General features: G+C 62.5%; 20 protein-coding genes. 8 read left to right on the top strand and 12 right to left on the bottom strand.

Annotation, left to right across the window (positions count from 1 at the left end; translation table 11 throughout):
* Nucleotides 1–47: 47 nt before the first annotated feature.
* Together SPHS8_RS14220 and SPHS8_RS14215 are read left to right on the top strand one after the other, a co-directional pair.
* Nucleotides 48–1337: an aspartate aminotransferase family protein gene (locus tag SPHS8_RS14220; RefSeq protein WP_201516085.1), complete on the top strand. Its 1290-nt coding sequence runs from the start codon at nucleotides 48–50 to the stop codon at nucleotides 1335–1337.
* On the top strand, nucleotides 1337–2392 hold the full coding sequence (locus SPHS8_RS14215) for a phosphotransferase enzyme family protein (RefSeq protein ID WP_201516084.1): 1056 nt from the start codon (nucleotides 1337–1339) through the stop codon (nucleotides 2390–2392). The genes SPHS8_RS14220 and SPHS8_RS14215 overlap by 1 nt, the downstream gene beginning before the upstream one ends.
* Before the next feature lie 3 nt (nucleotides 2393–2395).
* Here the strand turns inward: SPHS8_RS14215 and SPHS8_RS14210 are convergent, their stop codons facing one another.
* Nucleotides 2396–3181, bottom strand: a complete 786-nt coding sequence (locus SPHS8_RS14210) for an SDR family NAD(P)-dependent oxidoreductase (protein ID WP_201516083.1) — start codon at nucleotides 3179–3181, stop codon at nucleotides 2396–2398.
* Nucleotides 3182–3356: 175 nt separating this feature from the next.
* Here SPHS8_RS14210 and SPHS8_RS14205 point away from each other — a divergent pair, with 175 nt between their 5' ends.
* Nucleotides 3357–5738, top strand: coding sequence for a TonB-dependent receptor (locus SPHS8_RS14205; RefSeq protein WP_236575164.1), 2382 nt, complete (start codon nucleotides 3357–3359; stop codon nucleotides 5736–5738).
* A 43-nt stretch (nucleotides 5739–5781) separates the two neighbouring features.
* Nucleotides 5782–6987: an MFS transporter gene (locus tag SPHS8_RS14200; protein WP_201516082.1), complete on the top strand. Its 1206-nt coding sequence runs from the start codon at nucleotides 5782–5784 to the stop codon at nucleotides 6985–6987.
* A 54-nt stretch (nucleotides 6988–7041) separates the two neighbouring features.
* Here the strand turns inward: SPHS8_RS14200 and hpaD are convergent, their stop codons facing one another.
* The 6 genes from hpaD to SPHS8_RS14170 are packed head-to-tail and all read right to left on the bottom strand — an operon-like array spanning nucleotide 7042 to nucleotide 11278.
* On the bottom strand, nucleotides 7042–7890 hold the full coding sequence (hpaD, locus tag SPHS8_RS14195) for a 3,4-dihydroxyphenylacetate 2,3-dioxygenase (protein ID WP_201516081.1): 849 nt from the start codon (nucleotides 7888–7890) through the stop codon (nucleotides 7042–7044).
* A 50-nt stretch (nucleotides 7891–7940) separates the two neighbouring features.
* Nucleotides 7941–8705: an HpcH/HpaI aldolase family protein gene (locus tag SPHS8_RS14190; RefSeq protein ID WP_201516080.1), complete on the bottom strand. Its 765-nt coding sequence runs from the start codon at nucleotides 8703–8705 to the stop codon at nucleotides 7941–7943.
* Nucleotides 8702–9508, bottom strand: coding sequence for a 2-oxo-hept-4-ene-1,7-dioate hydratase (gene hpaH / locus SPHS8_RS14185; protein ID WP_201516079.1), 807 nt, complete (start codon nucleotides 9506–9508; stop codon nucleotides 8702–8704). Before hpaH ends, SPHS8_RS14190 begins: the two co-directional genes overlap by 4 nt.
* Nucleotides 9508–9897 (bottom strand): 5-carboxymethyl-2-hydroxymuconate isomerase, encoded by a 390-nt coding sequence (locus SPHS8_RS14180; RefSeq protein WP_201516078.1) that lies wholly within the window; start codon nucleotides 9895–9897, stop codon nucleotides 9508–9510. The genes hpaH and SPHS8_RS14180 overlap by 1 nt, the downstream gene beginning before the upstream one ends.
* A gap of 11 nt (nucleotides 9898–9908) precedes the next feature.
* The gene (locus SPHS8_RS14175) at nucleotides 9909–10661 is read right to left on the bottom strand and encodes a fumarylacetoacetate hydrolase family protein (RefSeq protein WP_201516077.1); all 753 of its coding nucleotides are present in this window, start codon (nucleotides 10659–10661) and stop codon (nucleotides 9909–9911) included.
* A complete protein-coding gene (locus SPHS8_RS14170) occupies nucleotides 10658–11278 on the bottom strand; it encodes a fumarylacetoacetate hydrolase family protein (RefSeq protein WP_201516076.1) in 621 nt (206 codons plus the stop codon). Before SPHS8_RS14170 ends, SPHS8_RS14175 begins: the two co-directional genes overlap by 4 nt.
* Before the next feature lie 83 nt (nucleotides 11279–11361).
* Here SPHS8_RS14170 and SPHS8_RS14165 point away from each other — a divergent pair, with 83 nt between their 5' ends.
* On the top strand, nucleotides 11362–11823 hold the full coding sequence (locus SPHS8_RS14165) for a MarR family transcriptional regulator (protein WP_201516075.1): 462 nt from the start codon (nucleotides 11362–11364) through the stop codon (nucleotides 11821–11823).
* An 11-nt stretch (nucleotides 11824–11834) separates the two neighbouring features.
* Here SPHS8_RS14165 and SPHS8_RS14160 read toward each other — a convergent pair whose 3' ends face one another.
* Genes SPHS8_RS14160 through SPHS8_RS14150 form a run of 3 tightly spaced genes read right to left on the bottom strand, consistent with a single transcriptional unit; the run spans nucleotide 11835 to nucleotide 16199 of the window.
* Nucleotides 11835–13262 carry an NAD-dependent succinate-semialdehyde dehydrogenase gene (locus SPHS8_RS14160; RefSeq protein WP_201516074.1) on the bottom strand — a complete coding sequence of 476 codons (1428 nt, stop codon included), beginning with the start codon at nucleotides 13260–13262 and terminating at the stop codon, nucleotides 11835–11837.
* Nucleotides 13259–14764: a 5-carboxymethyl-2-hydroxymuconate semialdehyde dehydrogenase gene (hpaE, locus tag SPHS8_RS14155; protein WP_236575163.1), complete on the bottom strand. Its 1506-nt coding sequence runs from the start codon at nucleotides 14762–14764 to the stop codon at nucleotides 13259–13261. The genes SPHS8_RS14160 and hpaE overlap by 4 nt, the downstream gene beginning before the upstream one ends.
* 28 nt (nucleotides 14765–14792) lie before the next feature.
* Complete coding sequence (locus tag SPHS8_RS14150; protein WP_201516073.1) at nucleotides 14793–16199, bottom strand: aldehyde dehydrogenase family protein; 1407 nt, start codon at nucleotides 16197–16199, stop codon at nucleotides 14793–14795.
* A gap of 153 nt (nucleotides 16200–16352) precedes the next feature.
* On the opposite strand from SPHS8_RS14150, the gene SPHS8_RS14145 reads away from it, so the two are divergent.
* The 3 genes from SPHS8_RS14145 (at nucleotide 16353) to SPHS8_RS14135 (ending at nucleotide 19199) form a co-directional block, all read left to right on the top strand.
* A complete protein-coding gene (locus SPHS8_RS14145) occupies nucleotides 16353–17393 on the top strand; it encodes an AraC family transcriptional regulator (protein ID WP_201516072.1) in 1041 nt (346 codons plus the stop codon).
* Between the two features lie 112 nt (nucleotides 17394–17505).
* Nucleotides 17506–18816: an NAD(P)/FAD-dependent oxidoreductase gene (locus SPHS8_RS14140; protein WP_201516071.1), complete on the top strand. Its 1311-nt coding sequence runs from the start codon at nucleotides 17506–17508 to the stop codon at nucleotides 18814–18816.
* Nucleotides 18817–18842: 26 nt separating this feature from the next.
* A complete protein-coding gene (locus tag SPHS8_RS14135; protein ID WP_201516070.1) occupies nucleotides 18843–19199 on the top strand; it encodes a cupin domain-containing protein in 357 nt (118 codons plus the stop codon).
* Between the two features lie 96 nt (nucleotides 19200–19295).
* Here SPHS8_RS14135 and SPHS8_RS14130 read toward each other — a convergent pair whose 3' ends face one another.
* A complete protein-coding gene (locus tag SPHS8_RS14130; protein WP_201516069.1) occupies nucleotides 19296–20543 on the bottom strand; it encodes a YceI family protein in 1248 nt (415 codons plus the stop codon).
* Nucleotides 20544–20693: 150 nt separating this feature from the next.
* Nucleotides 20694–21989 (bottom strand): MFS transporter, encoded by a 1296-nt coding sequence (locus SPHS8_RS14125; protein ID WP_443020034.1) that lies wholly within the window; start codon nucleotides 21987–21989, stop codon nucleotides 20694–20696.
* Nucleotides 21990–22025 lie beyond the last annotated feature (36 nt).

The following is a 22025-nucleotide window of genomic DNA, read 5'->3' as shown; positions in this document are numbered from 1 at the left end:
AATTATCATGATAAATATAATGAGAGCGGGCAAGGAGATGCGCTGCAATGAATGACGATGACCATTCTCTGTTGCAAAGACGCAGGCAGGTGCTGGGGACGGGCGCACCGCTTTTCTATGAGCAGCCCCTGCATCTTGTCCGTGGCGAAGGGGCGTGGGTGTTCGATGCCGATGGCCGCCGCTATCTGGACGTTTACAACAATGTGCCGCATGTCGGCCACTGCCATCCCCATGTGGTGAAGGCGGCGTCGCGGCAGCTTGCGACACTCAACATCAATACACGTTACCTGCACGGCAATGTCGTCGATTATGCCGAACGGTTGGCCGCCACCACCGATTATGATCATGCGGGTGTCTTCTTCACATGCACCGGCACCGAATCGAACGAGTTGGCGTTACGCATCGCCCGGCATGTGACTGGCGGTACGGGCATCATCGCCAGCAGCGTCAATTATCACGGAAATTCGGCTGTGCTCGCGTCACTCTGCACCGCCTTTCCAGTGCCGGAGCCCTTTCCGGACTTTGCCCGGCTGGTGCAGGTGCCCGACCCTTACCGTCACCGGCAGGGCCGGTCCGACGCGGAGTTGGCGAGCCATTATCTGGATGAGGCACGCGGGGCGATCGCGTCGCTGGAGGAGAGTGGCGTCAAGCTAGCGGCGCTGCTGATCGATCCTTCCCTGGCCAATGAAGGCCTGCCCGAATTCGTGCCGGGCTATCTCACCGGCTTGGTTGAATTGGTTCGAGCGGCGGGCGGCCTAGTCATTGCCGATGAGGTGCAGTCAGGCTTTGGCCGGACCGGCGCCGCGATGTGGGCCCACCAATATCATGGCATCACCCCCGACATCATCACTACCGGCAAGCCGATGGGCAACGGCTTTCCGATCGGCAGCGTCATATCGTCCTACGATGTGGTCGACGAGTTCGGCCGGAGCGCGAACTATTTCAATACATTCGGTGGAAATCCCGTAGCCACCGCCGCCGCCGCCGCCGTTCTCGAAGTGATCGAAAATGAAAATCTGATCGCAAACGCCGCCACGGTTGGAGCTTATGTCCAGAACCGGCTGACGGAGTTGATGACGCGCCACGAGATCATCGGCAATGTGCGCTGCCGCGGCATGTTTTTCGGGCTCGAACTGGTTGCGGACAGGGTGAGCAAGAACCCTTCTCCCCTTGCGGGCAGGATCGTCAACCGGATGAAGGACAGGGGCGTGCTGCTCAGCCGCATCGGTCCCTTCGACAACATACTCAAGATGCGTCCGTCGATGATCTTCACCTTCGAGCAGGCAGACATTCTGCTCGCCGCGCTTGACGAAACGCTGGAAGAGGCGGCCCGCTGATGCCTGCACCGATCGATACATTCTATTCGCGCACGCCGGACGAACAGATCGCTGCGCTTCAGTTGCTGGCCGAGGCGGCGTTAAAGCAGTGGCCGGGGCGCTTCACCCGACTGACGCCCGTGAAATATCGCGAGAATGCGGTGTTTTCCGTGTTTCGGGACGATGGCCGCCGCTTTGCCGTCCGCATCCACCGACATGGCTATCACAGCAGCGATGCGTTGCGTTCGGAACTGGCATGGATGCGATCATTGTCCGATGCGGGCGTGGGCGCACCCTTGTCCGCGCTCAGCCATGGCGGTGATGCGCTTGTCGGCATTACCCATCCCGCCGTCCCTGAGCCGCGCCAGGTCGATTTCCTGGAGTGGTTGCCCGGAACGCCGATCGGATCGGCTGACGAAGGCCTTGCGCTGACTGGCTCCGACGCGATCGCGGCGATGGAGAAGGTCGGGGCGCTTGCGGCGCGGGTTCATGGCCATTCGCGGACATGGAGGGGTGCTGGGACCATGGTGCGCCATGCATGGGACGAACATGGCTTGATCGGGCCTGAGCCATTTTGGGGGCAGTTCTGGAACATGCCGGGGCTCACCCCGGCACAGCTTACGCTGCTGCAGCAGGCGCGGGAGCGGGCCGCGCATGATCTAGCTGCCTTTGGCAAGGGCAGCGATCGCTATGGCCTTATCCACGCTGATTTCGTACCCGAAAATTTGCTGTTCGATGGTGAGCGGATCAATCTGATCGATTTCGACGATTGCGGCTTTGGTTGGCATATGTTCGAACTTGCCACTGCGCTGTTCTTCCTGGAGCACCAGAATGACAATGCGCAGCTGACCCACGCGTTGCTGCGCGGCTATCGGCATGAGGCGACGTTGCCGAGGGAGCATGAAGCGATGCTGCCGCTCTTTCTCTTCCTGCGCGGCACCACCTATATGGGATGGACGCAGACGCGTTACGAGACCGAAACGGCGCAGACACAAGGGCCCATGATCATCGAGCGGACGTGTGAATTGGCCGATCGATATTTGGCGGACGCGCGGAAACATCCTCTGGGCAGTTGAGGATCAGCAGAAGGGGAGTGTCCCGATGTCGACGATGCCGCCGCCGCCATCGACGCTGATGGCCGTTCCCGTCATGAAGGACGCGTCGCTGGACGCCAGGAAAGCCACGACGGCCGCAATCTCATCGGGCGTTGCCATGCGGCGCAGAGGGTAGGCGCGGGTCAGTTCCTCCTGAAGCTGCACGGCCTCCATGCCCTTTTCGCGCGCCATATCCTCGATCTCTCGCCGCGCCATTTCGGTTAGCGTCCAGCCCGGGCACACCGCGTTGCAGCGGATATTTTCCGGCCCATAGTCGAAAGCGATGGATCGATTGAGCCCTAGGACCCCTGCCTTTGATGCGCAGTAGGCGGCGTAGGACGGCGCCCCCGCGAGCGCCGCAACCGAGGATATCAGCACGATGGCCCCGCCTCCGCGGGTGCGCATCGCTGGAATGACGGCGCGCGCGGCCAGCATCGCGCCGTCCAGATTGACCTCGAACGTATGGCGCCAGTCCGGAAGGGAAATGCTTTCCACCGACCCCAGCTGTTCGATGCCTGCACTGACCACCAGAATGTCGATGCCGCCCAGTTCCTCAATTGCCTTGTCGATGGCCCGTTGGATGTCGTCCGGGTTGGTGGTGTCGCCCACGATCGCCAGACCGCCGCACTGCATTGCAACCTGCGTCAGTGTCTCGCGCCGCCGCCCGAGCAAGACCACCCGGCCGCCGTCGCTCACGATGCGGCGCGCCGCCGCAGCGCCGATTCCACTGCCGCCGCCGGTTATCAACGCGACCTTCCCGTCGAATCTCATGACGATCTGTCCCATTCATAAAGCAACACCACTGCGCTATTGAATAAATTATCATGATAAGTTATCCAAGGGCAATGGAGGCTGATGCCTTCGCAGCTCGTCGGACGGTTCGCCGAACGGCCCTGCCACGATCCATGACAATGATGGACGCGGCGGTGACAAAAAGGGGAGATTGATGATGACTTGGTCTGCTCCATGGTTAAGCGCGGTTTCCTTGATGGCGGTGTCGCTGGGCAGTCATCCTGCTTTCGCGCAGGATGCTTCCGCAACGCCTCAGATCGATCCGGCGCCTGCGCCTTCCAGCCCCTTTGGCGAAATCACGGTCACGGCCCAGAAACGCGAACAGAGCTTGCGCGACGTACCGGTATCGATCTCCGCCTATTCCGGCGATCAGTTGAAAAGCCTCGGGATCACCAACACGACTGACATCACGCAGCAAATCCCGGCGATGCACATCAATGCCTGGTCACCCAATGTGACGATCTTCAATCTGCGGGGTATTTCGCAGAACAACTTCACCGATTATCTGGAAGCACCCGTCGCGGTCTATACCGACAATGCCTATATGGGATCGATCAATGGCATAAGCGGCCAATTGTTCGATATCGAGCGGGTGGAGGTGCTGCGGGGACCGCAGGGGACGCTGTTCGGCCGTAATGCGACGGGCGGCGTCGTCCATTATCTGAGCCGCGCCGCGACCGACCGCGACTTCAACGGCCATGTCGAAGGCAGCTATGGCTGGTTCGACCAGCGATCACTGGAGGGCGCTGTGGGCGGCCAGATCGTCGAAGGCTGGCGCGCGCGCCTGTCGATGCGCCGGGCGCTTGGCGGCAACTATATCAAGGCCAAGGATACGGACGCCGCCAGCGGCCTTGTCAGTTCAGGCCAGGATGTCGGCGGCCAGAACGCCTTTTCGTTGCGGGCGACGACCCAGATCGACGTCACGCCCGACCTGATGGTCGAACTATGGTATAAATATTCGCGCGATCATGACGTGCCGACGGGCGCCTATACATACGAAAATTGCGTCTTCGAAGCCAATAGCTATTGCCGCGTCAATCCGGCGGGCCTTACCAACGGACCCGGCGGCGTCATCAATGGCATCACGGGCGCCAAGGCGTCGCCCTATGACAATTTTTCCGGAACGGCAGGCTTTCTCAATCGCCATGTCCATATCGGACAGGCCAATATCAGCTGGAAACTGGGCGGCGTCGAACTGACATCGATCACCAACTATACTGCGCTCAACAAAAATTATCTGGAAGATGGCGACGGGCTTCCGGTCGAAGTCATCGTCTTCGGCACGACTGCCAAATATGATCAATTCTCGCAGGAACTGCGCCTCGCGGGCGATGCGGGACCTTTGAAATGGCAGGTCGGCGCCTATTATCTTGACATGCGGACCAAGGGCACGATGACCACTATCGGCGCCCCCGTCATCGGCAACGCGATCGACCTTAACGGCTCCGCCAATGATCCGCGCGTCCTGGAACGTTATGACCTGGTTTCGAAGAACTGGTCGGTCTTTGGCCAGGGCGAATATCAGCTCACGCCCTCCCTGTCGCTGATCGCCGGGCTGCGCTATTCCAAGGATACAAAGTCCATGGATTATGTATCGACACTGAGTGACACTGGCTTTCCCGACAGAACCCTGGCGACCGACGAAAGCTTCGCCAGCCAGCGGCCCGGAGCGGATCGTATCAGCCGAGGTGACTATGCAGCGCGTCTGTCGGTGAACTTCAAGCCCAATCGCGACACGTTGATCTTCGCATCCTATAATCGTGGCATAAAGGGCGGCAACTGGACGCTCAGCCCGACCGTCACGGCGGAGTTGTTCCAGCACAAGCCGGAAACCCTGCACAGTTTCGAGCTGGGCGCGAAACTGTCGACGCCGGACCAGAAGCTTCGCGTGAACGGTACGCTGTTCCACTATATTTACGAGGATTATCAGGCCTTCGCCATGATCGGCGGCACGCCGCAAGTGTCGAACAGCGACGCCATCGCCACCGGTGCTGAACTGGAGCTCACCTGGCAGCCGGTGCGGCACCTGAACGTGATGCTGGGCGGTAGCTGGGAAACATCCAAGGTGAAGACCGTGCGCGCAGCGGGCGAGCAGATCGGGCCTGAACTCTTCCCCGGTGCGCCCGACGCGCAATATTGCACCAATATCGGCGGCGCATTTCGGTGTGTCTTTCCCGAAACGACCGTCAAGAACGCGGAATTTCCCAACGCGCCGCGTTTCAGTCTGAACTATCTTGCCCGCTATGATTTCGACCTTGGCGGCGGGATTGGTGCGGTGCAGGTCGACGGAGCCTGGTACGACAAGCAGTTTCTGGAAGTCACCAACGCACCATCCTCCGTGCAACCCGCCTATAATGTGACGAACCTGTCATTGAGCTGGACCGATCCCAGCAATACGTTCGACGTCACCCTGTGGGGCAAGAATGTTTTCGGCGAAGAATATCGCGCCTACACGCTGAACCTCGGCATATTGGGCACGACATCCTATTACGCGCCGCCCGCCACCTATGGCGCGACGGCACGGATTTCCTGGTGATGACCCGCATGCTCAACATATGTCCGGCGGGGGAGGCTTCGGTATGATGCAGCAGCATGCGGACGGGACACGGGCAAGGTCGCATCCTGATCATCCGCTGGCCATCGCCAGCTTCGTGCTGCTCGGAACGATCGGCGTCCTGTCCTTCATCGTCCAGCCAGCTTTGGTGCAGGGGTTCGTCACCCAGCTCCGCCTCACGGAAACGCAGGCGGTCGATCTGGCCGGCATAGAAATGTCAGGCGTCGCGCTGATGACGGTGGTGCTGGCGTTCCTCGGCAACCGCCTGGACTGGCGCAAGCTGACAGTCGCGTTCCTGCTGGTAGCCGCGGCGGGCAATGTCGCGTCCGCGATCACGGCGGGCGGCGGATGGTTCGGGGCCGCGCGCTTTTTGGCCGGGCTGGGCGAAGGCGGCATCATCAGCCTCAGCTTCAGCTTCGTCGGCCTCACCCGCCGCACGGACCGGAACCTCGCTTATTATCTCGTCGTCCTGCTGACCTATGGTGCGATTGGAATATGGCAGGCGCCGATGCTGTTCGCGACGATTGGGCTTCAGGGCATATTTCTCGCCTTTGCCGTAGCGACGCTGCTCTCCATGATGTGCGCGCCTTTCCTGCCGCGATCGTCCGACGACCGGCATGTCGAGGAAAGCCATGCGGCCTCCAGTCCAGCGATCCCGATCATGATCGCCGCGCTGGCCGGGGTTCTGGTCTATAATCTGGCGCAGGGCATCGCCTGGGCAAACCTGTTCCTGATCGGCATTGCCGCCGGCCTTGGCGAGCAGAAGATCGCCGACGCGCTCTTCATTTCTCAGGTCGTGGCCGTCGGCGGCGCGCTGGCCGCGATCATCCTCGCCGAGAGGATCGGGCGGATGTCCGTGTTCGTGGTGGGGATATGGGGGGGTGTCGCCTGCATCGGCATGCTCATCGGTAAGCCCGGCTCCGCCACGTTCCTGATCGCGGTGTGCGGGTTCAACTTCCTCTGGAACATGGTTCAGCCCTTCATCCTGGGCGCCGTCAACGAGATGGACGGCAAGGGCCTGATGATGCGCGCCGCCATCGCGGTGCAGATGATCGGTCTGGGCGGCGGGCCGATCCTGTCCGGCCGCCTGATCGGCAGTGGGGACTTCACTCTTGTGGAGGCGGTGTGCATCGGCTGCTTCCTGCTAAGCTTCGTCCTGCTGATCCTGCCGCTGCGCAAGCGGCACGTCACGGCGATCCACCCCCATGGCGCCTTTGCCGACGCTGGCTGATCTCAGCGAATATGGGCGCCTGCCTGCGCCGGAGTCCATGAACGGTTCAGCACGTCACACCGGGAAGATGGCGTTGATCTGGCCCGTGCCCGACGATGGGAAATAAGGCGTCACCACTTCCGCCTTGCCGCTATATTCCGCGCCGCCCAGCACGCCCATCATCATCGCCGTGTCGTGCATGAAGCCTTCGCCATGGCATTTGCTGGCATAGTCCTGCAGCATCCCTGCAAAGCTGCGCCATTCGCCCTGCTCCCACATTTCCACCGCGCGGCGGTCGACGGCCTCCAGCAGAGGGCTCCAGATCTTGTTCATATATTCCTCGGACTCGCCATTTTGCGCGAAGCGGTGGGACAGGGATCCGCTGGCGAGAAAGGCGACATTGCCGTCATAGTCGCGCTCCACAGCTTCCCGCATGGCGCGGCCGAGCGTCATCGAATCTTCAAGGTGGTGCACCATGCAGAGTGCGGACACGGACACGGCGCGAAAATGCTGGTCCGGGTTCATGTAGCGCAGCGGCACCAGCGTGCCATATTCGGGCTCCAGCGATGCCAACTGGTGCGCGCGCGTATGCACTCCGGCCTGTGTCGCGGCGGCCGCCAGCAATTCGCCCAAAGCTGGATTGCCGTCGCAGGCATAGGGCATGTCCTTGATGAAATGCGGCAGCTCGCCGGATGTGTAGATACCCTCCCATCGCGGGGCGCAGTTCACATGATAGCCGGAATTGACCAGCCAGTGCGTGTCGAATACCACTAGCGTGTCGACGCCCAACTCCCGGCATCGGCGGCTGATGATACGATGCCCTTCTATCGCGGCCTCGCGGCAGCCCTTGTGCGGGCCATCAAGGTCCGAAAGATACATGGACGGCACATGGGTGATCTTCGCCACCAGTGAAACCTTGCCCATCGTGGCACTCCTTTTTCCTCAAAACCTATGCGCCGCGAGCGTCGCCCGCGCTACGGCTGTTCTTCCCTGACCGCATCGATCAGCGCCTTGCCGCCCTTGACCAGCAGCCCGATGTCCGTTCCCGCCGCGACGAAGGCATAGCCCTCCGTGCAACACAGGCGTGCATGGTCCGGCGACAGCGCGAATATGCCCGCAGGCTTGCCCGCAGCGCGGATAGCCTCCAGCGCCTGCCGGGCTGCGGCCTGCACCTGCGCATGTCCCGCATCGCCAAGATGATCCATCGACGCGGCCAGGTCGCCAGGGCCGACGAACACGGCATCGACCCCCGGCGTGGCGGCGATCGCTCCGGCATTGGCCAGCGCTTCGCGGCTTTCGATCTGGACGATGACCGTCAGCCCCTCAGCTGCCCTGTTGAGATAGCCCGGATCAAGGCCGAACCCGGCGGCGCGGCTGGTCCCGCTCGCAACACCCCGGATGCCATCAGGCGGATAGCGGGTGGCTGCTGCTGCTGCTGCGGCTTGCTCGGCCGTGTCGACCATTGGGACGAGCAGGGTGCGAAAGCCGATGTCGAGATATTGCTTGATGATCACCGGATCGTTCCCGGGCACCCGCGCGATCGGCTCCGGTCCGTGCCGCTCGACCGCCTGCAACTGGCCAAGCAGCGTCTGGGCGGTGTTGGGCGAATGTTCCCCGTCGAACAACAGCCAGTCGAAGCCCAGCCGCGCGCAGATGTCGGCGGTATAATTGTTCGCCAGTGCTTGCCACAGCCCGATCAGCGGACGTCCTTGTGCCAGCCTTTCCTTGAAGGGGATCATGCGAACCTCACCGATATGCTGCCCAACGGGCCGTAATCGACATGGAAGCTGTCCCCCGGCCGCGCAAAAACGGGCGCGGTGAAGCTTCCACCCAGGATGATCTGGCCCGGTTCCAGCCATTCGCCATGAGGCGCGATCTTGTTGGCGAGCCACGCGGGGCCATTGGCGGGATGATTAAGCACCGCCGCCGCGACGCCGGATTCCTCGATCACGCCATTGCGGTAGAGCAAGGCTGAAATCCAGCGCAGGTCGACCGCGTCAGGCTTAACCGGCCGCCCGCCCAGTACGATGCCCGCATTGGCGGCATTGTCGGAAATCGTGTCGAACACCTTGCGCGTGACGCCTGTCGCCCGGTCGATCCGTTCGATGCGCGCATCGATGATCTCGATCGCCGGGGTGACGTAATCGGTAGCGTTCAGCACATCGTACAGCGTGACGCCGGGCCCTTTGAGAGGGTGCTTCAGGATGAAGGCCAGTTCGACTTCCACGCGCGGTTCGATGAAGCGGTCGATCGGGATGTCATGGCCGTCCAGGAACAACATGTCGTCCAATAGGGTGCCGAAATCGGGCTCCGTCACGTTGGACGACCGCTGCATCGCACGGCTGGTGAGCCCGATCTTGTGGCCGATCACCTTGCGTCCGCCCGCCAGCTTCTTCGCAACCCAGGCGCGGCTGACGGCATAACCATCCTCCAGCGTCATGCCGGGATGTTCCAGAGAGAACTGGCTGACCTGAACGCACTGCCGTTCTGCCTCAGCAAGGCGTGCGGCCAGGGTTTCGACGATTTCGGGAGAAAGTGGCATCAGTCCGCTTTTTGCAGTCGTTGGTGGATGGTGTTGGCCTTCCAGCCCTCCGCTTCCTCCACATACATCGACAGCGCCAAAGGGCGCAACGTGAAGAGGGGCTCGAAAAAACTGTGAATGGCGGCGAAAAGGGCATCGAAATAGTTCTGGCGGAACTCGGCCGGGCGTCCCGCGCCCATCTTGACGTCGATATTGACGAAGGCGTCGTCCATCCCTTTCCCGTCTGCGATGACATAATGGTCCAGCCTGATGGCGCGCACGCGGATGCCGCCGACCGGGAACACGCCGCCCGCCTCCTCACGCATATGGCGCGCGATCAGGGCGAGCAGCGCGTCAAGCTCGAATGCGCCCTCGATATTGGCGGTATATTCAACGGTTGCATGCGCCATGTCTTTCCCCTTCAGGCCGCAACCAGATGATTGACGAGCCGGCCGACGCCTTCCACCTGCGTCACCACTATGTCGCCGGGCGCGCAGAAATGGACGCCCTGCGGCGTGCCGGTCAGGATCATGTCGCCGGGCATCAATCTTGTGTGGCGGGAAAGATAGGCGACCAGTTCCGCCACGGACATGATCATGTCGCCGGTCGTGCCGTCCTGAACCAACTCGCCATTCACATGGGTCCTCAGCTTCAGCGCCTGCGGATCGGGCACTTCGGCGGCATCGACGATCCACGGGCCGATCGGCGTCGTCGCGTCGCGGTTCTTCACGCGGGCATTGGGCCGGTAGTAATTTTCCAGATATTCGCGGATCGCATAGTCGTTAGCGACGGTATAGCCGCTGACACAGGCCAGCGCCTCTGCCTCCGTCATGTTGTGCGCGGGACGACCGATTACCGCCACCAGCTCGCATTCGGGGTGCATCTGGTTGCCGTCGGCGGGCCGGGGCGTGTCGCCTTCATGCCCGACAAAGCAATTGCCGCCCTTCATGAAGATCAGCGGCGTGGCCAGTTTTGGCGCGAACCCCAGTTCCTTATTGTGATCGGCGAAGTTGAGGCCCAGCGCGTAGACTGCCGCTCCGTTGACGACCGGCGGCAGCCACTGCGCGGCCGTGGCGGGGATGGACGATCCATTGGGCAGGATCAGGCTCTGTTCGTCCTGCGACACCCGGACCCATATGTCCCGGCCACGATGATAGATGCGCGCCCTCTTCATTGCGCATACTCCTCAATCAAGGCAATGGCGGGTTCGAACCCGTCAGCCTCCACGCGCAAATCCACGCCCGGCTGGACGTCTGGAGCATCGCCCGGCAGCCCGGCCAGCAGCACATCGCCCGCGCGCAACGTCAGAAAAGCGGATATGTCCGCGATAAGCTGGCCAGGCGTACGGACGAGCCGGTCCAGCGGCCAGTCATGCGCCACCCTGCCGTCTACAAAGGTCCTGATTTGTTCGGGCAATGCGGGCGCGCGCCACTGCCCCATCACCAGAAAGCCGTCAGCGTTGCGCTGCGTAATTGCGGGCCGATAATAGTCCGCCTGCTCATAGGCGATGTCGATGGCGAGCGAGGCCGCGCCCACGCACTCCATCGCCTCCTGCGCGCTGACGCCGGTCGTATCCCGCGCGATCAGCAGCGCGACGGTCGCGCCCGCCACGGCGCTCCGCCCGGGTTCCAGCCGCACGGGGCCGCGCGACAGAGTCACGGCAGGCTTCATGTAGACCACCGGGGCAGCAGGCGGCGCGAGATAAGGCTTTTCCTGAAAAGCCTGGGCGAGCCGGACACGTTCCTCCCGGTCGTTCAATATCACCCCATAGATGTGCCCTTTGCAAATCATCGTCTTGTCCTCTCGCTGGCACAGGGTAACAGGGTAAGCGGTCGCACCCGAATCACCCGGGGCTGCCGCCGAAGGGGGTGAGCATGGCGAAGGCAAAGGCCGGACTGACCAGATATTCCGAATCGCTGGCGGGAACCTTGCTGGCGGCTCGCGAAGCGGTGATGGCGCCGATCCGCCCGATCTTGCGGGAAGCGAATGTGACCGAACAGCAATGGCGCGTGCTGCGCGTGCTGACGGAGGTTGATGAGCTGGACGCGAGCAGCATCGCCAAGGAAGCCTTGCTCTACGCGCCTACCGTCACGCGCATCCTGCGGGAACTGACCGAGCGCCAGTGGGTCATGCGCAGCACCGATCCCAACGATGGCCGCCGGTCGGTGATTTCCATTTCCGATGAAGGGCGGCGGCTGGTGCAGGGGACCGCGACCTATACGGTGCCGATGCTGTCCGCCTATGCCGAAGCCTTTGGCGAACAGCGGCTGCGCGATTTCATCGCCGAAGCGCGGGAACTCGCCAAGGCGCTCGAACGCTTTTCCCCCGACCGGTGACCGCTGCCCCCTCATAGCGCGACCGTCATGGTCTTGAGTTCCAGATAATCGTCCAGCCCGTGGCGCGATCCTTCGCGGCCTAGGCCTGACATCTTGATGCCGCCAAAGGGCGCGACCTCGGTGGAGATCGCTCCGGTATTGACGCCCACCATCCCGGCTTCCAGCGCTTCGCCCACGCGCCAGCTGCGCGCCAGATCACGGGTATAGACATAGGCGGCAAGGCCATCGGGCACCGCATTCGCCAGACGGATGGCCTCTGCCTCATCGGCAAAGCGCATGACGGGTGCGACGGGGCCGAATATCTCTTCCTCCAGCAGGCGCATACCGGGAGCAGCATTGGCTAGAATGACAGGCGGTACGAACCGGCCCTCGATTGGTCTTTCCGCCCCTACCGGCATCGCGCCTTTCGCCTTCGCGTCGGCGATCAGCGCCGTCACCTTTGCGACCGCCGCATCATCGACCAGCGGACCGATCGCCGTGCCAGGCGCATCGCCGGGTCCGACCGTCAGCGCGTCGGCGGCGGCGGCAAAGGCCTCGACGAAGCGATCATAGATGCCGTCCTGAACGTAGAAGCGATTGGCGCACACGCAGGTTTGGCCGCCATTGCGGAACTTGGCGATCATCGCCCCTTCCACGGCCGCGTCGATATCGGCATCGTCGAATAACAGGAACGGGGCGTTGCCGCCCAGTTCGAGGCTGAGCTTCTTCACCGTGGGCGCGCATTGCGCATAGAGAAGCGCACCGGTTCGCGTCGATCCGGTAAAGCTCAGCTTCCGCACCACATGGTTGGCCGTCAACGCTCCGCCGATCGTGACGGGATCGCCGGTGACGATGTTGACCACGCCCGGGGGAATGCCCGCCGCCTGTGCCAGGACGCCTAGCGCAAAGGCGGTGAGCGGCGTCTGTTCGGCAGGCTTGATCACGATGGAGCATCCGGCCGCCAGAGCGGGGGCGAGCTTGCGGGTGATCATCGCCGCCGGGAAGTTCCAGGGCGTGATCGCGGCCGCCACGCCCACGGGCTGCTTGATCACCATGATGCGGCGGTCCGCCTGCGTTGCCGGAATGACTTCGCCATAGGCGCGCATGGCTTCGGCCGCGAACCAGCTGAGAAAGCTTGCGGCATAGGCGATCTCGCCGCGCGCTTCGGCCAGCGGCTTTCCTTGTTCTGCGGTCAGGATGCGCGCCAGCTCTTCCTGATGGTCCATGACCAGCTGATGGTAACGGCGAAGCGCATCGGCGCGCGCGGATGCGGGAAGAGCGGCCCAGCCGGGAAATGCCGCCGCCGCCGCCGCGATCGCATCCTGCGTCTCCTGCGCGCCCATTGCGGGCACGCGGGCGATCAGGCCGCCGTCCGCGGGATTGCGGACTTCCAGCCATTCGCTCCCGCTACGCCACTCCCCACCGATCAGGCAGGCGTCAGGCCTCAGGTCCAATGTCACCGGACCCCCATTCGCGGCGTCTTGTGCGTGCCGCGCGCCAGGGCGACATTCTTCGTCTCCATGTAGAAGTCGAAGCTCCAATCGCCCCCGTCGCGACCAATGCCGCTTGCCTTTACCCCGCCGAATGGGGTGGGGAGGTGGCGGACATTTTCGCTGTTCACCCACACCATGCCGACGTCCAATGCCTCCGACACGCGCAGCGACCGGGCGAGATCGCGGGTCCACACATAGCCTGCCAAGCCGTAATCGACGTCATTGGCCTTGGCGATCGCGTCGGCTTCATCGTCGAACGGGATTGCCGTCAGCACAGGACCAAATATTTCCTCGCGCGCGATCCGCATCGACTGTTCGGCCTGGGTGAACAAGGTCGGCTGGAAGAAAAAGCCGTTCGTCCCGCCCACGGGCGCCCCACCGGCAGCGATGATCGCGCCTTCCCCGGCAGCGATGCCGGCATAGCTTGCGACCTTGTCGAAATGGCGCGGGTGGATCAGCGGACCGACTTCCGTCGCCGGGTCGAAGGGGTCGCCAACCTTGAGAGCCTTTACCCGCTCGGCTGCCTTCGCCACGAAGGCGTCGTAGATGTTGCGCTGGACGAGCAAGCGGGATGAGGACGTGCAGCGCTGGCCATTCAGCGAATAGATCATGAATATCGCCGCATCCAGCGCCGCATCCAGATCGGCATCGTCGAACACGATGCAGGGATTCTTGCCCCCCAGTTCGAAATGCACGCGCTTCAGGCTTTGCGCGCCCTGGCGCATGATCGCGCTGCCGGTGGAGGATTCACCGACGAAGGCGATTGCCTTGATGCCCGGATGCTCGGTCAGGCGGCGGCCGGTGGTTTCGCCCAGGCCGTTGACCGCATTGAAGACGCCTGCGGGCAGCCCGGCTTCCGCCCCGATCTCCACCAGCAGCCGCGCTGAATAGGGCGACCATTCGGCAGGCTTGTGCACCACCGTGCATCCCGCGGCCAGCGCGGGTGCGATCTTCCATGTGGACAGCATGAAGGGCGTATTCCACGGGGTGATGACCGCGACCGGGCCAATCGGCTTGCGGGTGGTGTAATTCAGATGATCGGGCGCCGACAGTGCCTGCCCATCGGCGGCGGCTGGCGAACGATCAGCGAAGAAGCGGAAATTTTCCGCCCCGCGCAGCGCCGCCTTGGACATGAAGCGCCAACATTGCCCGGCATCCAGGCACTCGACCGCCGCGATCTCGTCCGCATGGGCGACGATCAGGTCCGCCATGCGGTTGAGTATCCTGCGCCGTTCATCGGCCGGGGTCGCCGCCCAGATGGGAAAGGCCTCGCTCGCGGCGGCGACTGCCGCCTCCAGCTGCGCTTCGGTAGCGTCGGCGCATTGGCCCAGCACATCGCCGGTGCCCGGTTCCAGCACGTCGAACAGCGTTCCCTCGCCTGCAACCGGCTTGCCACCGATGAAATGGCCCAATGGGGCAGCGGTGAAACGGTCGATCGCCGCCATGGCAAGGGCGCGCTTGTCGGTCATCGGCAAACTCCGGGATGAAAGGGCCGCATCAGTCATGCAGCACCTGAAGGGATAGAAATTCACTCAGGCCGTGCGGCCCGAACTCGACGCCGAAGCCGGATGCCTTGACCCCGCCAAAGGGCGTGTCAGGCCGGATGGCGCCATGTTTGTTGACCCAGGCGGTCCCGCATTCCAGCTGCAATGCAAGGTCTCGGGCGAGATCGATGTCAGAGGACCACACCGATCCGCCCAGGCCTACATCCGCTGCATTGGCTGCGGCGATTGCTTCCCCGACATCGGAATAGCGGATGATCGGCAGAGCGGGACCGAACTGCTCTTCGTCCACCAGCGCCATTCCGGGCTTTGCATCGGCGACCAGAGTGACGGGATAGAAAAGGCCAGCGCCCGCCGTCGGGCTGCCACCGGTCAGGACGCGCGCGCCATCCGCCCGCGCTTCATCGACCAACCGGGCGACCTTGCGGAACTGCATCTCATTCTGCAGCGGGCCGAGAGCGCTGTCCTCCTCGGTTCCGGGACCGGTCTTGACCGACGCGGCATAAGCGACAAGCGCGTCGCACACGGCATCATAGATGCTGTCATGGACGAACAACCGCTTCAACGCGGCGCAAGTCTGCCCATTGTTGATGAACGCGCCCCAGAACAGGCCTTCGGCGATGGCTTGCGGGTCGGCATCTGGCAGGACGATACCCGCATCGTTGCCGCCCAGTTCCAGCGTCAGGCGCTTCAGTGTCGGCGCGGCGCTCGCCATCACCTTGCGCCCCGTAGCGGTGGACCCTGTGAAGCAGACCTTGGCGATATCGGGATGGCTGGTCAGCAGGCTGCCAAGCTCATCGGGTCCGGCGACGGCGTTGAGCACGCCGGGCGGTAGCGCCGCCTGCAACAGTTCGACAAGCTTCAGCGTGGACAGCGGGGTGAAGGGCGACGGCTTGATCACCACTGTGTTCCCGGCGCGGATCGCGGGCATGATCTGCCAGATGGCGATCATCAGCGGCCAGTTCCACGGCGTGATCGCCGCGACCACACCCAGTGGGCGGCGGTGGATCGCAATATGCGCGGCATCGTCATCCTGCACATATTCGACCGGCAGGACCAGGCCCGCCGTATGCCGCGTCCACGCCGCCGCGCCGCCTACTTCGAACCGCGATCCCGTGCCGTTCATCGGCTTGCCCTGTTCGGCAGTCAGCAGGCGGGCGAGTTCTTCCGCATGTTCTTCGATGATGTCGGCGCATCGGGCGACGGCGGCCTGCCGCTGCGCATCGGGCTTTGCGGCCCAGCCAGGAAAGGCGGCGCGCGCCGCCGCGATTGCTCGCTCGCAGGCTGCGGCGTCGATGGTGGCAATCTCGCCCGCAGCGTCCCCTGTAGCAGGATTGGCTATAATGGACAGCGTTTCGCCATATTCAGGCGATCCGGCTATGATAGCGCCAGCATAGGTCATTCGTGGCGATCCTTCTCCTCAGATTTCGTCCCGTATAACTTATCATGATAAATTATTCAAGCGGTCGATCGGCGTCTGGCCTTTTGTTTCGACTGCTGTCATTTCCATGGTCGAAAGACGCGAGCCGCGTCGCAAAAAGGCGAGGGCACGACAATGCCGCAGCGAAAGCGAGCAGGCGCACCACAGGTCCCCACCATCAGGGCGGTCAGCGTCCAACGGCTGCTTGAGCGGATCGACAACGATGACGAAAAGGTCGCCGCGCTTCTCGCCCGGCACGATGTTGCCCTTGCAGGATTAATTGATCCTTACGCGATCATGCCGCTTGCGCATTATATAGCGCTGCTTGAGGATGCCGCTGATCTGCTTGACGCGCCGCACCTTGGCGCGGAGATGGGCAGCTGTTTCCGGCCCGCCGATATCGGCCCGACCGGACTGCTATTTTCCCTTTCCGGCACGCTTGGCGACGCATTCGCGCGCATGGGCCGCTATTTGCCGGCCTTTCAGACTTCGACATCTTCCGGTCTGCTGAATGCCGGCGACCATATGTTGTGGGCGTACCGGATTCACGATCCGCGAATCTGGCCTCGGCGGCAGGATGCGGAATATGCGGTCATGGCAACCTGCGAATTGATCCGCAGCTGCTTGACGTCGCCATGGTGGCCGGTCGAGGTGCATTTCGAACATGCCGCACCGGCGGATGTGGGTCCGCTGCGCCGTTTGTTCCGTGCGCCGATCTTGTTCGATCAGCCCACGAACGGACTGCTGCTGTCCAGGCAGGATGTAGAGCGAGTGAACCGCGTCGAAGACCGCGACCTCATGCATATCCTTGAAAGGCACGTTACCGAACTGCTCCAGGTCCATCTGGCAGAGGATAGCTTTACCGGGCGGGTCGAATGGCTGATTGCCATGTATCTCGACAAACGGCCGATCACGCTGGAGGGCATGGCCGCCGCGCTTGGCCTTCCTCAAAGAAGCCTGCAACGCCGTCTTGCAGAGGAGGGGACGTCATTGCGCCAGTTGCTGCGCGATCACCGCACGCGATTGGCCGATGCGCGGCTTGGCGAAGGGCGCGGCGATGTGGCCGGGTTGGTGCAAGCGCTCGGCTATTCGGAACGGTCAGTGCTGTCCCGCGCTTACCGGGGATGGACCGGGCGTTCGTTGATCCGTGGGCGTAAGCCGGTCCGCGCCAGCTGACATCCGCAGCGCGCCAGATCGTGGCGCACTTTGTCTCTTTCTTGTCGTGATCTGCCATATCCTTGTGATGATTCCCCCGCCAGATTTGCCTCTGAATTTTGGGAGAGGCTCGATGCGGGAAGTGATGCGGCGGATCGACGCCCTCAATTATTATACCGCCACGAAAAGATATGACGTCCAATATCCCCGCCTGACGCAGGACATCGACGTAGATGTAGTCGTCGTCGGGGGCGGCTTTTCAGGCATCAACACAGCATTGGAACTTGCGGAAAAGGGCATCACCAATATCGCCGTCCTGGAGGCACGCCATCTGGGATATGGCGGCACGGGCCGGAACGGTGGCCAAGTGATGGCGGGGATCGGCCACGATATCAACAAGGTGGCCCGACATGTCGGCAAGGAGGGCCTCGAAACCCTGTTCGAGATTGCGAGCCTGGGCGCCGGCATCCTGCGCGGCCGGGCGGAAAAATATGGCATCGATGCCGATGTCCGGCGCGGCTACGCCTATCTCGCCTATAATCAGCGGCAGCTCAACACGCTGCGAACCTGGGTCGATGAATTTCGCGCGGCCAGTCCCGATGAGGACATCGAGTTGCTGGTGGGCAAGGATGTCCAACAGGTTATCGGATCGGAAGTGTTCGCAGGCGCGATCAGGCATATGGGCGGCGGCCATGTTCATCCGCTGAACTTGTTGCTCGGCGAAGCCATGGCCCTCGTCGGCCATGGAGCGCGGATCTTTGAAAACAGTCCCGTGATCAGCGTCGAATATGGCGGCCGCATCACCGTTCGCACCAATGCAGGCAGCGTTCGCGCATCCAAGCTGCTCTGGGCGTGCGACAGCTTTCTGGCGGGCCTGGAACCGGAAATATATGGGAAGACGATCAACACCTATGCCTATCAGATCGCGACCGAACCCCTATCCGACGAACTGATCCAGCGTATCAGCCCGATCCGGGGCGCCTACAGCGACATCCGGCCGGTGATCGATTATTATCGGGTCACGGCTGACAACAGGCTGCTTTATGGCTCGGCCACGCAGATGCTCGAATATTTTCCGTCCGACATCGCGGCCTGGACCCGGCCATTGATGCTGAAGACCTTCCCTTATCTCAAAGAGGTGAAGATAGACTATGCCTGGGGCGGGCCGATGGCGTGCAGCGCCAATCTCTTTCCCCAGATCGGTACGCTGTCCGGCCGTCCGAACGCCTTTTACGTTCAGGGTTATTCGGGCTTCGGCGTCACGCCGTCGCATATCGTCTGCAAGGTGTTGGCAGAGGGCATGAGCGAAGGTTCGGCACGCTACGACCTCATGAGTTCGATCTCGCATATGCGGGTGCTGGGCAAGGATTCGCTGCGCCGTGGCATGTTGTCGGCTGCGAAGACCTGGCACCAGATTTCCGGTTTTTTCAATGGCCGCCGCTGATCGGTGAAGTCAAAGGAGGTTAGTCAATGTTCGCCATATATCAGAATCATATTCCTGAACTCGATAGCTGGGGCACCGTCGCCGATCTGGGATCGGAGATAGTGGAAGGAGAGGGACTGTGCTTCGGCAAGATCGTCCATGGCTCCCCGGACATGCCGCTGTCATGCGGTTATTTCGCGGCCGTCAAGGGCAAGTTCCGGATGACTTACCCTTTTTCCGAACATTCCATCGTGGTCGAAGGCAGCGTGACGCTGACTGACGAGGGCACCGGTAAGAGTACGACCTATGGCCCTGGAGACGGTTGGTTCGTCGAAAAGGGCACTTCAGTCCTGTGGGAAATTCACAGCGATCGCTTCACCAAAAATTATGTCGCCATAGCCTGATCGTCATGGCCGTGCATGTCCGGCAATTGAAGGGGTTCTAAGTTCGCCAAACAGTCAGTGGAGCGCCCGCTGCCGATATTGAGCCCCATCGCTTCATCACTGATCCACTCTTTGCGCGGTCAGGGCGAAACTTACCGCGACCTTTGCGGCGATCGTTTCGTCAGTGGCCGAACCGACACCGAACAGATTACGGTCGATCTCCGCTCCGCCTTCCGCCCGTGCGATGTGGCCATTCTGCCGCAGGGTAAAGCGTAGCGTCACCGGGTGGCTGCGTCCGTTCAGATCCAGCGTGCCCCGTGTCTCGTAACGATCATCGCCCTTCGGCCGGAAACCCTTGGCGCGGAACACGGCCTCGGGATGGGCTGACACGCCGAAATAATCGGGGCCTTGCAGCGTTTCGTCCCGCTGGCTGTCGCCCGTGACGGTAGAGGCCAAGTCGATCATCACCGTGATCGCGCTGCCAGGCAAATCGTCGGGACTGTAGCTGATCTCCGATGTCCAGCGACGGAAGGATCCGTTCACGGCCGCGCCGTTCCACATGGCTGTGAAACCGAGTTTCCCCGGCCCGGTCAGGCGCCACTGCGACAGGGGAATGGCAGCCGCCTCGGCCTTGACCTCCGGCGTCTGGGCTTCGGGTGCCGCAGCAGATGGCTGCGCTGGCGAAGAGGGCGGCAGAGAGTCTGCTGCCTTCATGGACGGGGGAACAAGCTGCTGTTGCGGGACGGCTGTCGCGGTCTTTCCGGTCAGAAGGAAGGAGGCCGAAGCCGCAAGCGTCATAATGGCAAGCGCGCCCGCCATCGCGACGCCCGGTGCCAGGCGCGGGGCCATACGGGTCAGCAGATTTTCACCTTTGAAAAATTGATGACGAATGGCGCCCGCGACGTGCAGCACGATCAATCCGGCGAGCAGATAAGCCGTCAACAGATGCGCGTCATAAGCGATCCCGTTGAAGCTGCGCGTGATCGGCAGGTGCGGCCAGGGGATCGTCCCGAACAACAATGTCGGCACCTGCAACCTGCTGGTGGACACCAGCGCCCAGCCGCTCAATGGACCAAGCAGCATGACGGCATAGAGAAGCCGATGCGTCGCCTTGGCCGCGAATGCCGCCAAGCGGTCGTCCGTCAGGGCGTCAGGCCTCGGATGAAAAATACGGATCGCCACCCTCGCCAGTGTGAGCAGCAGGATGACGATCCCGACCGACTTGTGCAGCTGATAGGCGGCGAACTGCCCCGCACCTGGTGAAATGTCCGATAGCTGCCATCCCAGCGACAGTTGAAAGGCAAGGGCGGCGGCGATCGACCAATGGAGTGCGATCGCCGCAATGGAGTAACGTTGGGGTGACATGGTCCGTGTTTTTCCCTGTGGAGACGTCGAAGAAAAGCGGCGCCATGACCAAATTGCAACTGGGTCACATGCTCCCATGATCTCCGCGGACGCCGCCTCGGATGATCGATCATCGGATCGTATATCAGACCCTTTGACAGCCGACAGCGCTCACGTTGTGACCTGGATGCTACTCCGCCGCGCCAGCAGCAGTATCAAGGCACAGGCGGCGATCAGCGAGCCTGATGCCATGACGATCGCGACGGCCTGCAACTTGAAGTCTAGCGTGAAAAGAAAACCCGCGACTATCGGGCCCAAAGCGGCTCCTCCACGGCCGACGCCTATGACTATGCCTGTACCCCCCGCCCGGACCGCTGTTGGGAAAGCGTGGGCGATAATGGCATAGAGGCCGACGACAGCAGCGTTGGTGAAAAATCCTGCAGCCGCCGCCACCAGCGCCAAGCCGGAAAGGCCGGCCTGACCCTGACCGAAAACGGTCACCATGGCCGTCGAGAACAGCAGCGCGCCGATCACCAGTGCGCGAACATCCAGGCGCCAGCTGAGCGCACTGAGCGAAAGCGCGCCCAACAGACCGCCGACATTGGCCCATACCAGCACGCCGCCAGCGGACGAAGGCGCATAACCCATGTCCACGACGATCTTCGGCACCCATTTCAGGATGAAGTAGAATGTCATGATGTGGAAGAAATAGGCGGCCGTCAGAAGCACCGTCGTGCGCGCCAGGCCGGGACTGAGCAGCGCTGCGAATGACGCCTTGGGAGCCACCGGGTCCGGAGCGGGCAAAGCGGCAAGGGGATTGCGCCCCATCCGCGCCATCAATCTATTGATCCGTTCCAGCGCGTTGGCCGGACGCCTTTGCAGCAGGAAGCCGATCGATTCAGGCAGCAGCATGAACGTCAAAGGCAGGAAGATCGCGGTGACGACACCTCCCAGCAGGAAGATGTCGCGCCATCCTCCCGAAACCAGCAGCATGGATGCGACCGAACCGCCAAGGATCGCGCCGATCGGATAGCCCGCCGCCATCAGGGCGACGGCCAGGCTCCTGGAACGGGCGTTGGCAAGTTCCGCAACGATGGCATTGGTGCAGGCCAGCATTCCGCCAATGCCCAGGCCGGTGACTAGCCGCACTGCCGATAGTGATACGACGCTGAAGGAGAAGGTCGCCGCCAACATACCGGCGGCCATGACCATAAGGCAGAGGAGGATGGTCGGGCGGCGGCCTATGCGGTCGGCCAGGCCGCCGAGCAGCACTGATCCCACGGCCATGCCGATCAGTTCCATCGACAGCACGATGCCGAGCGCGCCGCGATCAATGCCCCATTCCGCGGCAATGCCCGGGGACGCAAAGCTGATGGCCAACACGTCGAAACCGTCTAGGGCGTTCAGCATGACACACAGGGCGACCGCCATGATTTGCAGGCGCCCCATCGGAGCTTCATCCAGCATTCGCCGGATATCCGTTCCACTCTGCACCATCCCTGC

The sequence above is a fragment of the Sphingobium sp. S6 genome, assembly GCF_905120495.1.
Lineage (GTDB): Bacteria > Pseudomonadota > Alphaproteobacteria > Sphingomonadales > Sphingomonadaceae > Sphingobium > Sphingobium agri.
This window is presented reverse-complemented; position numbering and strand designations above follow the sequence as displayed.

Coding starts and splice junctions, on each gene's coding strand:
- SPHS8_RS14180 (WP_201516078.1), bottom strand. CDS start 9,897: ATGGCGCATGCAACCGTTGAATATACCGCCAATATCGAGGGCGCATTC.
- SPHS8_RS14200 (WP_201516082.1), top strand. CDS start 5,782: ATGATGCAGCAGCATGCGGACGGGACACGGGCAAGGTCGCATCCTGAT.
- SPHS8_RS14140 (WP_201516071.1), top strand. CDS start 17,506: ATGCGGGAAGTGATGCGGCGGATCGACGCCCTCAATTATTATACCGCC.
- hpaD (WP_201516081.1), bottom strand. CDS start 7,890: ATGGGCAAGGTTTCACTGGTGGCGAAGATCACCCATGTGCCGTCCATG.
- SPHS8_RS14165 (WP_201516075.1), top strand. CDS start 11,362: ATGGCGAAGGCAAAGGCCGGACTGACCAGATATTCCGAATCGCTGGCG.
- hpaE (WP_236575163.1), bottom strand. CDS start 14,764: ATGACCGACAAGCGCGCCCTTGCCATGGCGGCGATCGACCGTTTCACC.
- SPHS8_RS14205 (WP_236575164.1), top strand. CDS start 3,357: ATGATGACTTGGTCTGCTCCATGGTTAAGCGCGGTTTCCTTGATGGCG.
- SPHS8_RS14145 (WP_201516072.1), top strand. CDS start 16,353: ATGCCGCAGCGAAAGCGAGCAGGCGCACCACAGGTCCCCACCATCAGG.
- SPHS8_RS14130 (WP_201516069.1), bottom strand. CDS start 20,543: ATGTCACCCCAACGTTACTCCATTGCGGCGATCGCACTCCATTGGTCG.
- SPHS8_RS14175 (WP_201516077.1), bottom strand. CDS start 10,661: ATGAAGAGGGCGCGCATCTATCATCGTGGCCGGGACATATGGGTCCGG.
- SPHS8_RS14190 (WP_201516080.1), bottom strand. CDS start 8,705: ATGATCCCCTTCAAGGAAAGGCTGGCACAAGGACGTCCGCTGATCGGG.
- SPHS8_RS14215 (WP_201516084.1), top strand. CDS start 1,337: ATGCCTGCACCGATCGATACATTCTATTCGCGCACGCCGGACGAACAG.
- SPHS8_RS14135 (WP_201516070.1), top strand. CDS start 18,843: ATGTTCGCCATATATCAGAATCATATTCCTGAACTCGATAGCTGGGGC.
- SPHS8_RS14125 (WP_443020034.1), bottom strand. CDS start 21,989: ATGCTGGATGAAGCTCCGATGGGGCGCCTGCAAATCATGGCGGTCGCC.
- SPHS8_RS14220 (WP_201516085.1), top strand. CDS start 48: ATGAATGACGATGACCATTCTCTGTTGCAAAGACGCAGGCAGGTGCTG.
- hpaH (WP_201516079.1), bottom strand. CDS start 9,508: ATGCCACTTTCTCCCGAAATCGTCGAAACCCTGGCCGCACGCCTTGCT.
- SPHS8_RS14210 (WP_201516083.1), bottom strand. CDS start 3,181: ATGAGATTCGACGGGAAGGTCGCGTTGATAACCGGCGGCGGCAGTGGA.
- SPHS8_RS14170 (WP_201516076.1), bottom strand. CDS start 11,278: ATGATTTGCAAAGGGCACATCTATGGGGTGATATTGAACGACCGGGAG.
- SPHS8_RS14150 (WP_201516073.1), bottom strand. CDS start 16,199: ATGACCTATGCTGGCGCTATCATAGCCGGATCGCCTGAATATGGCGAA.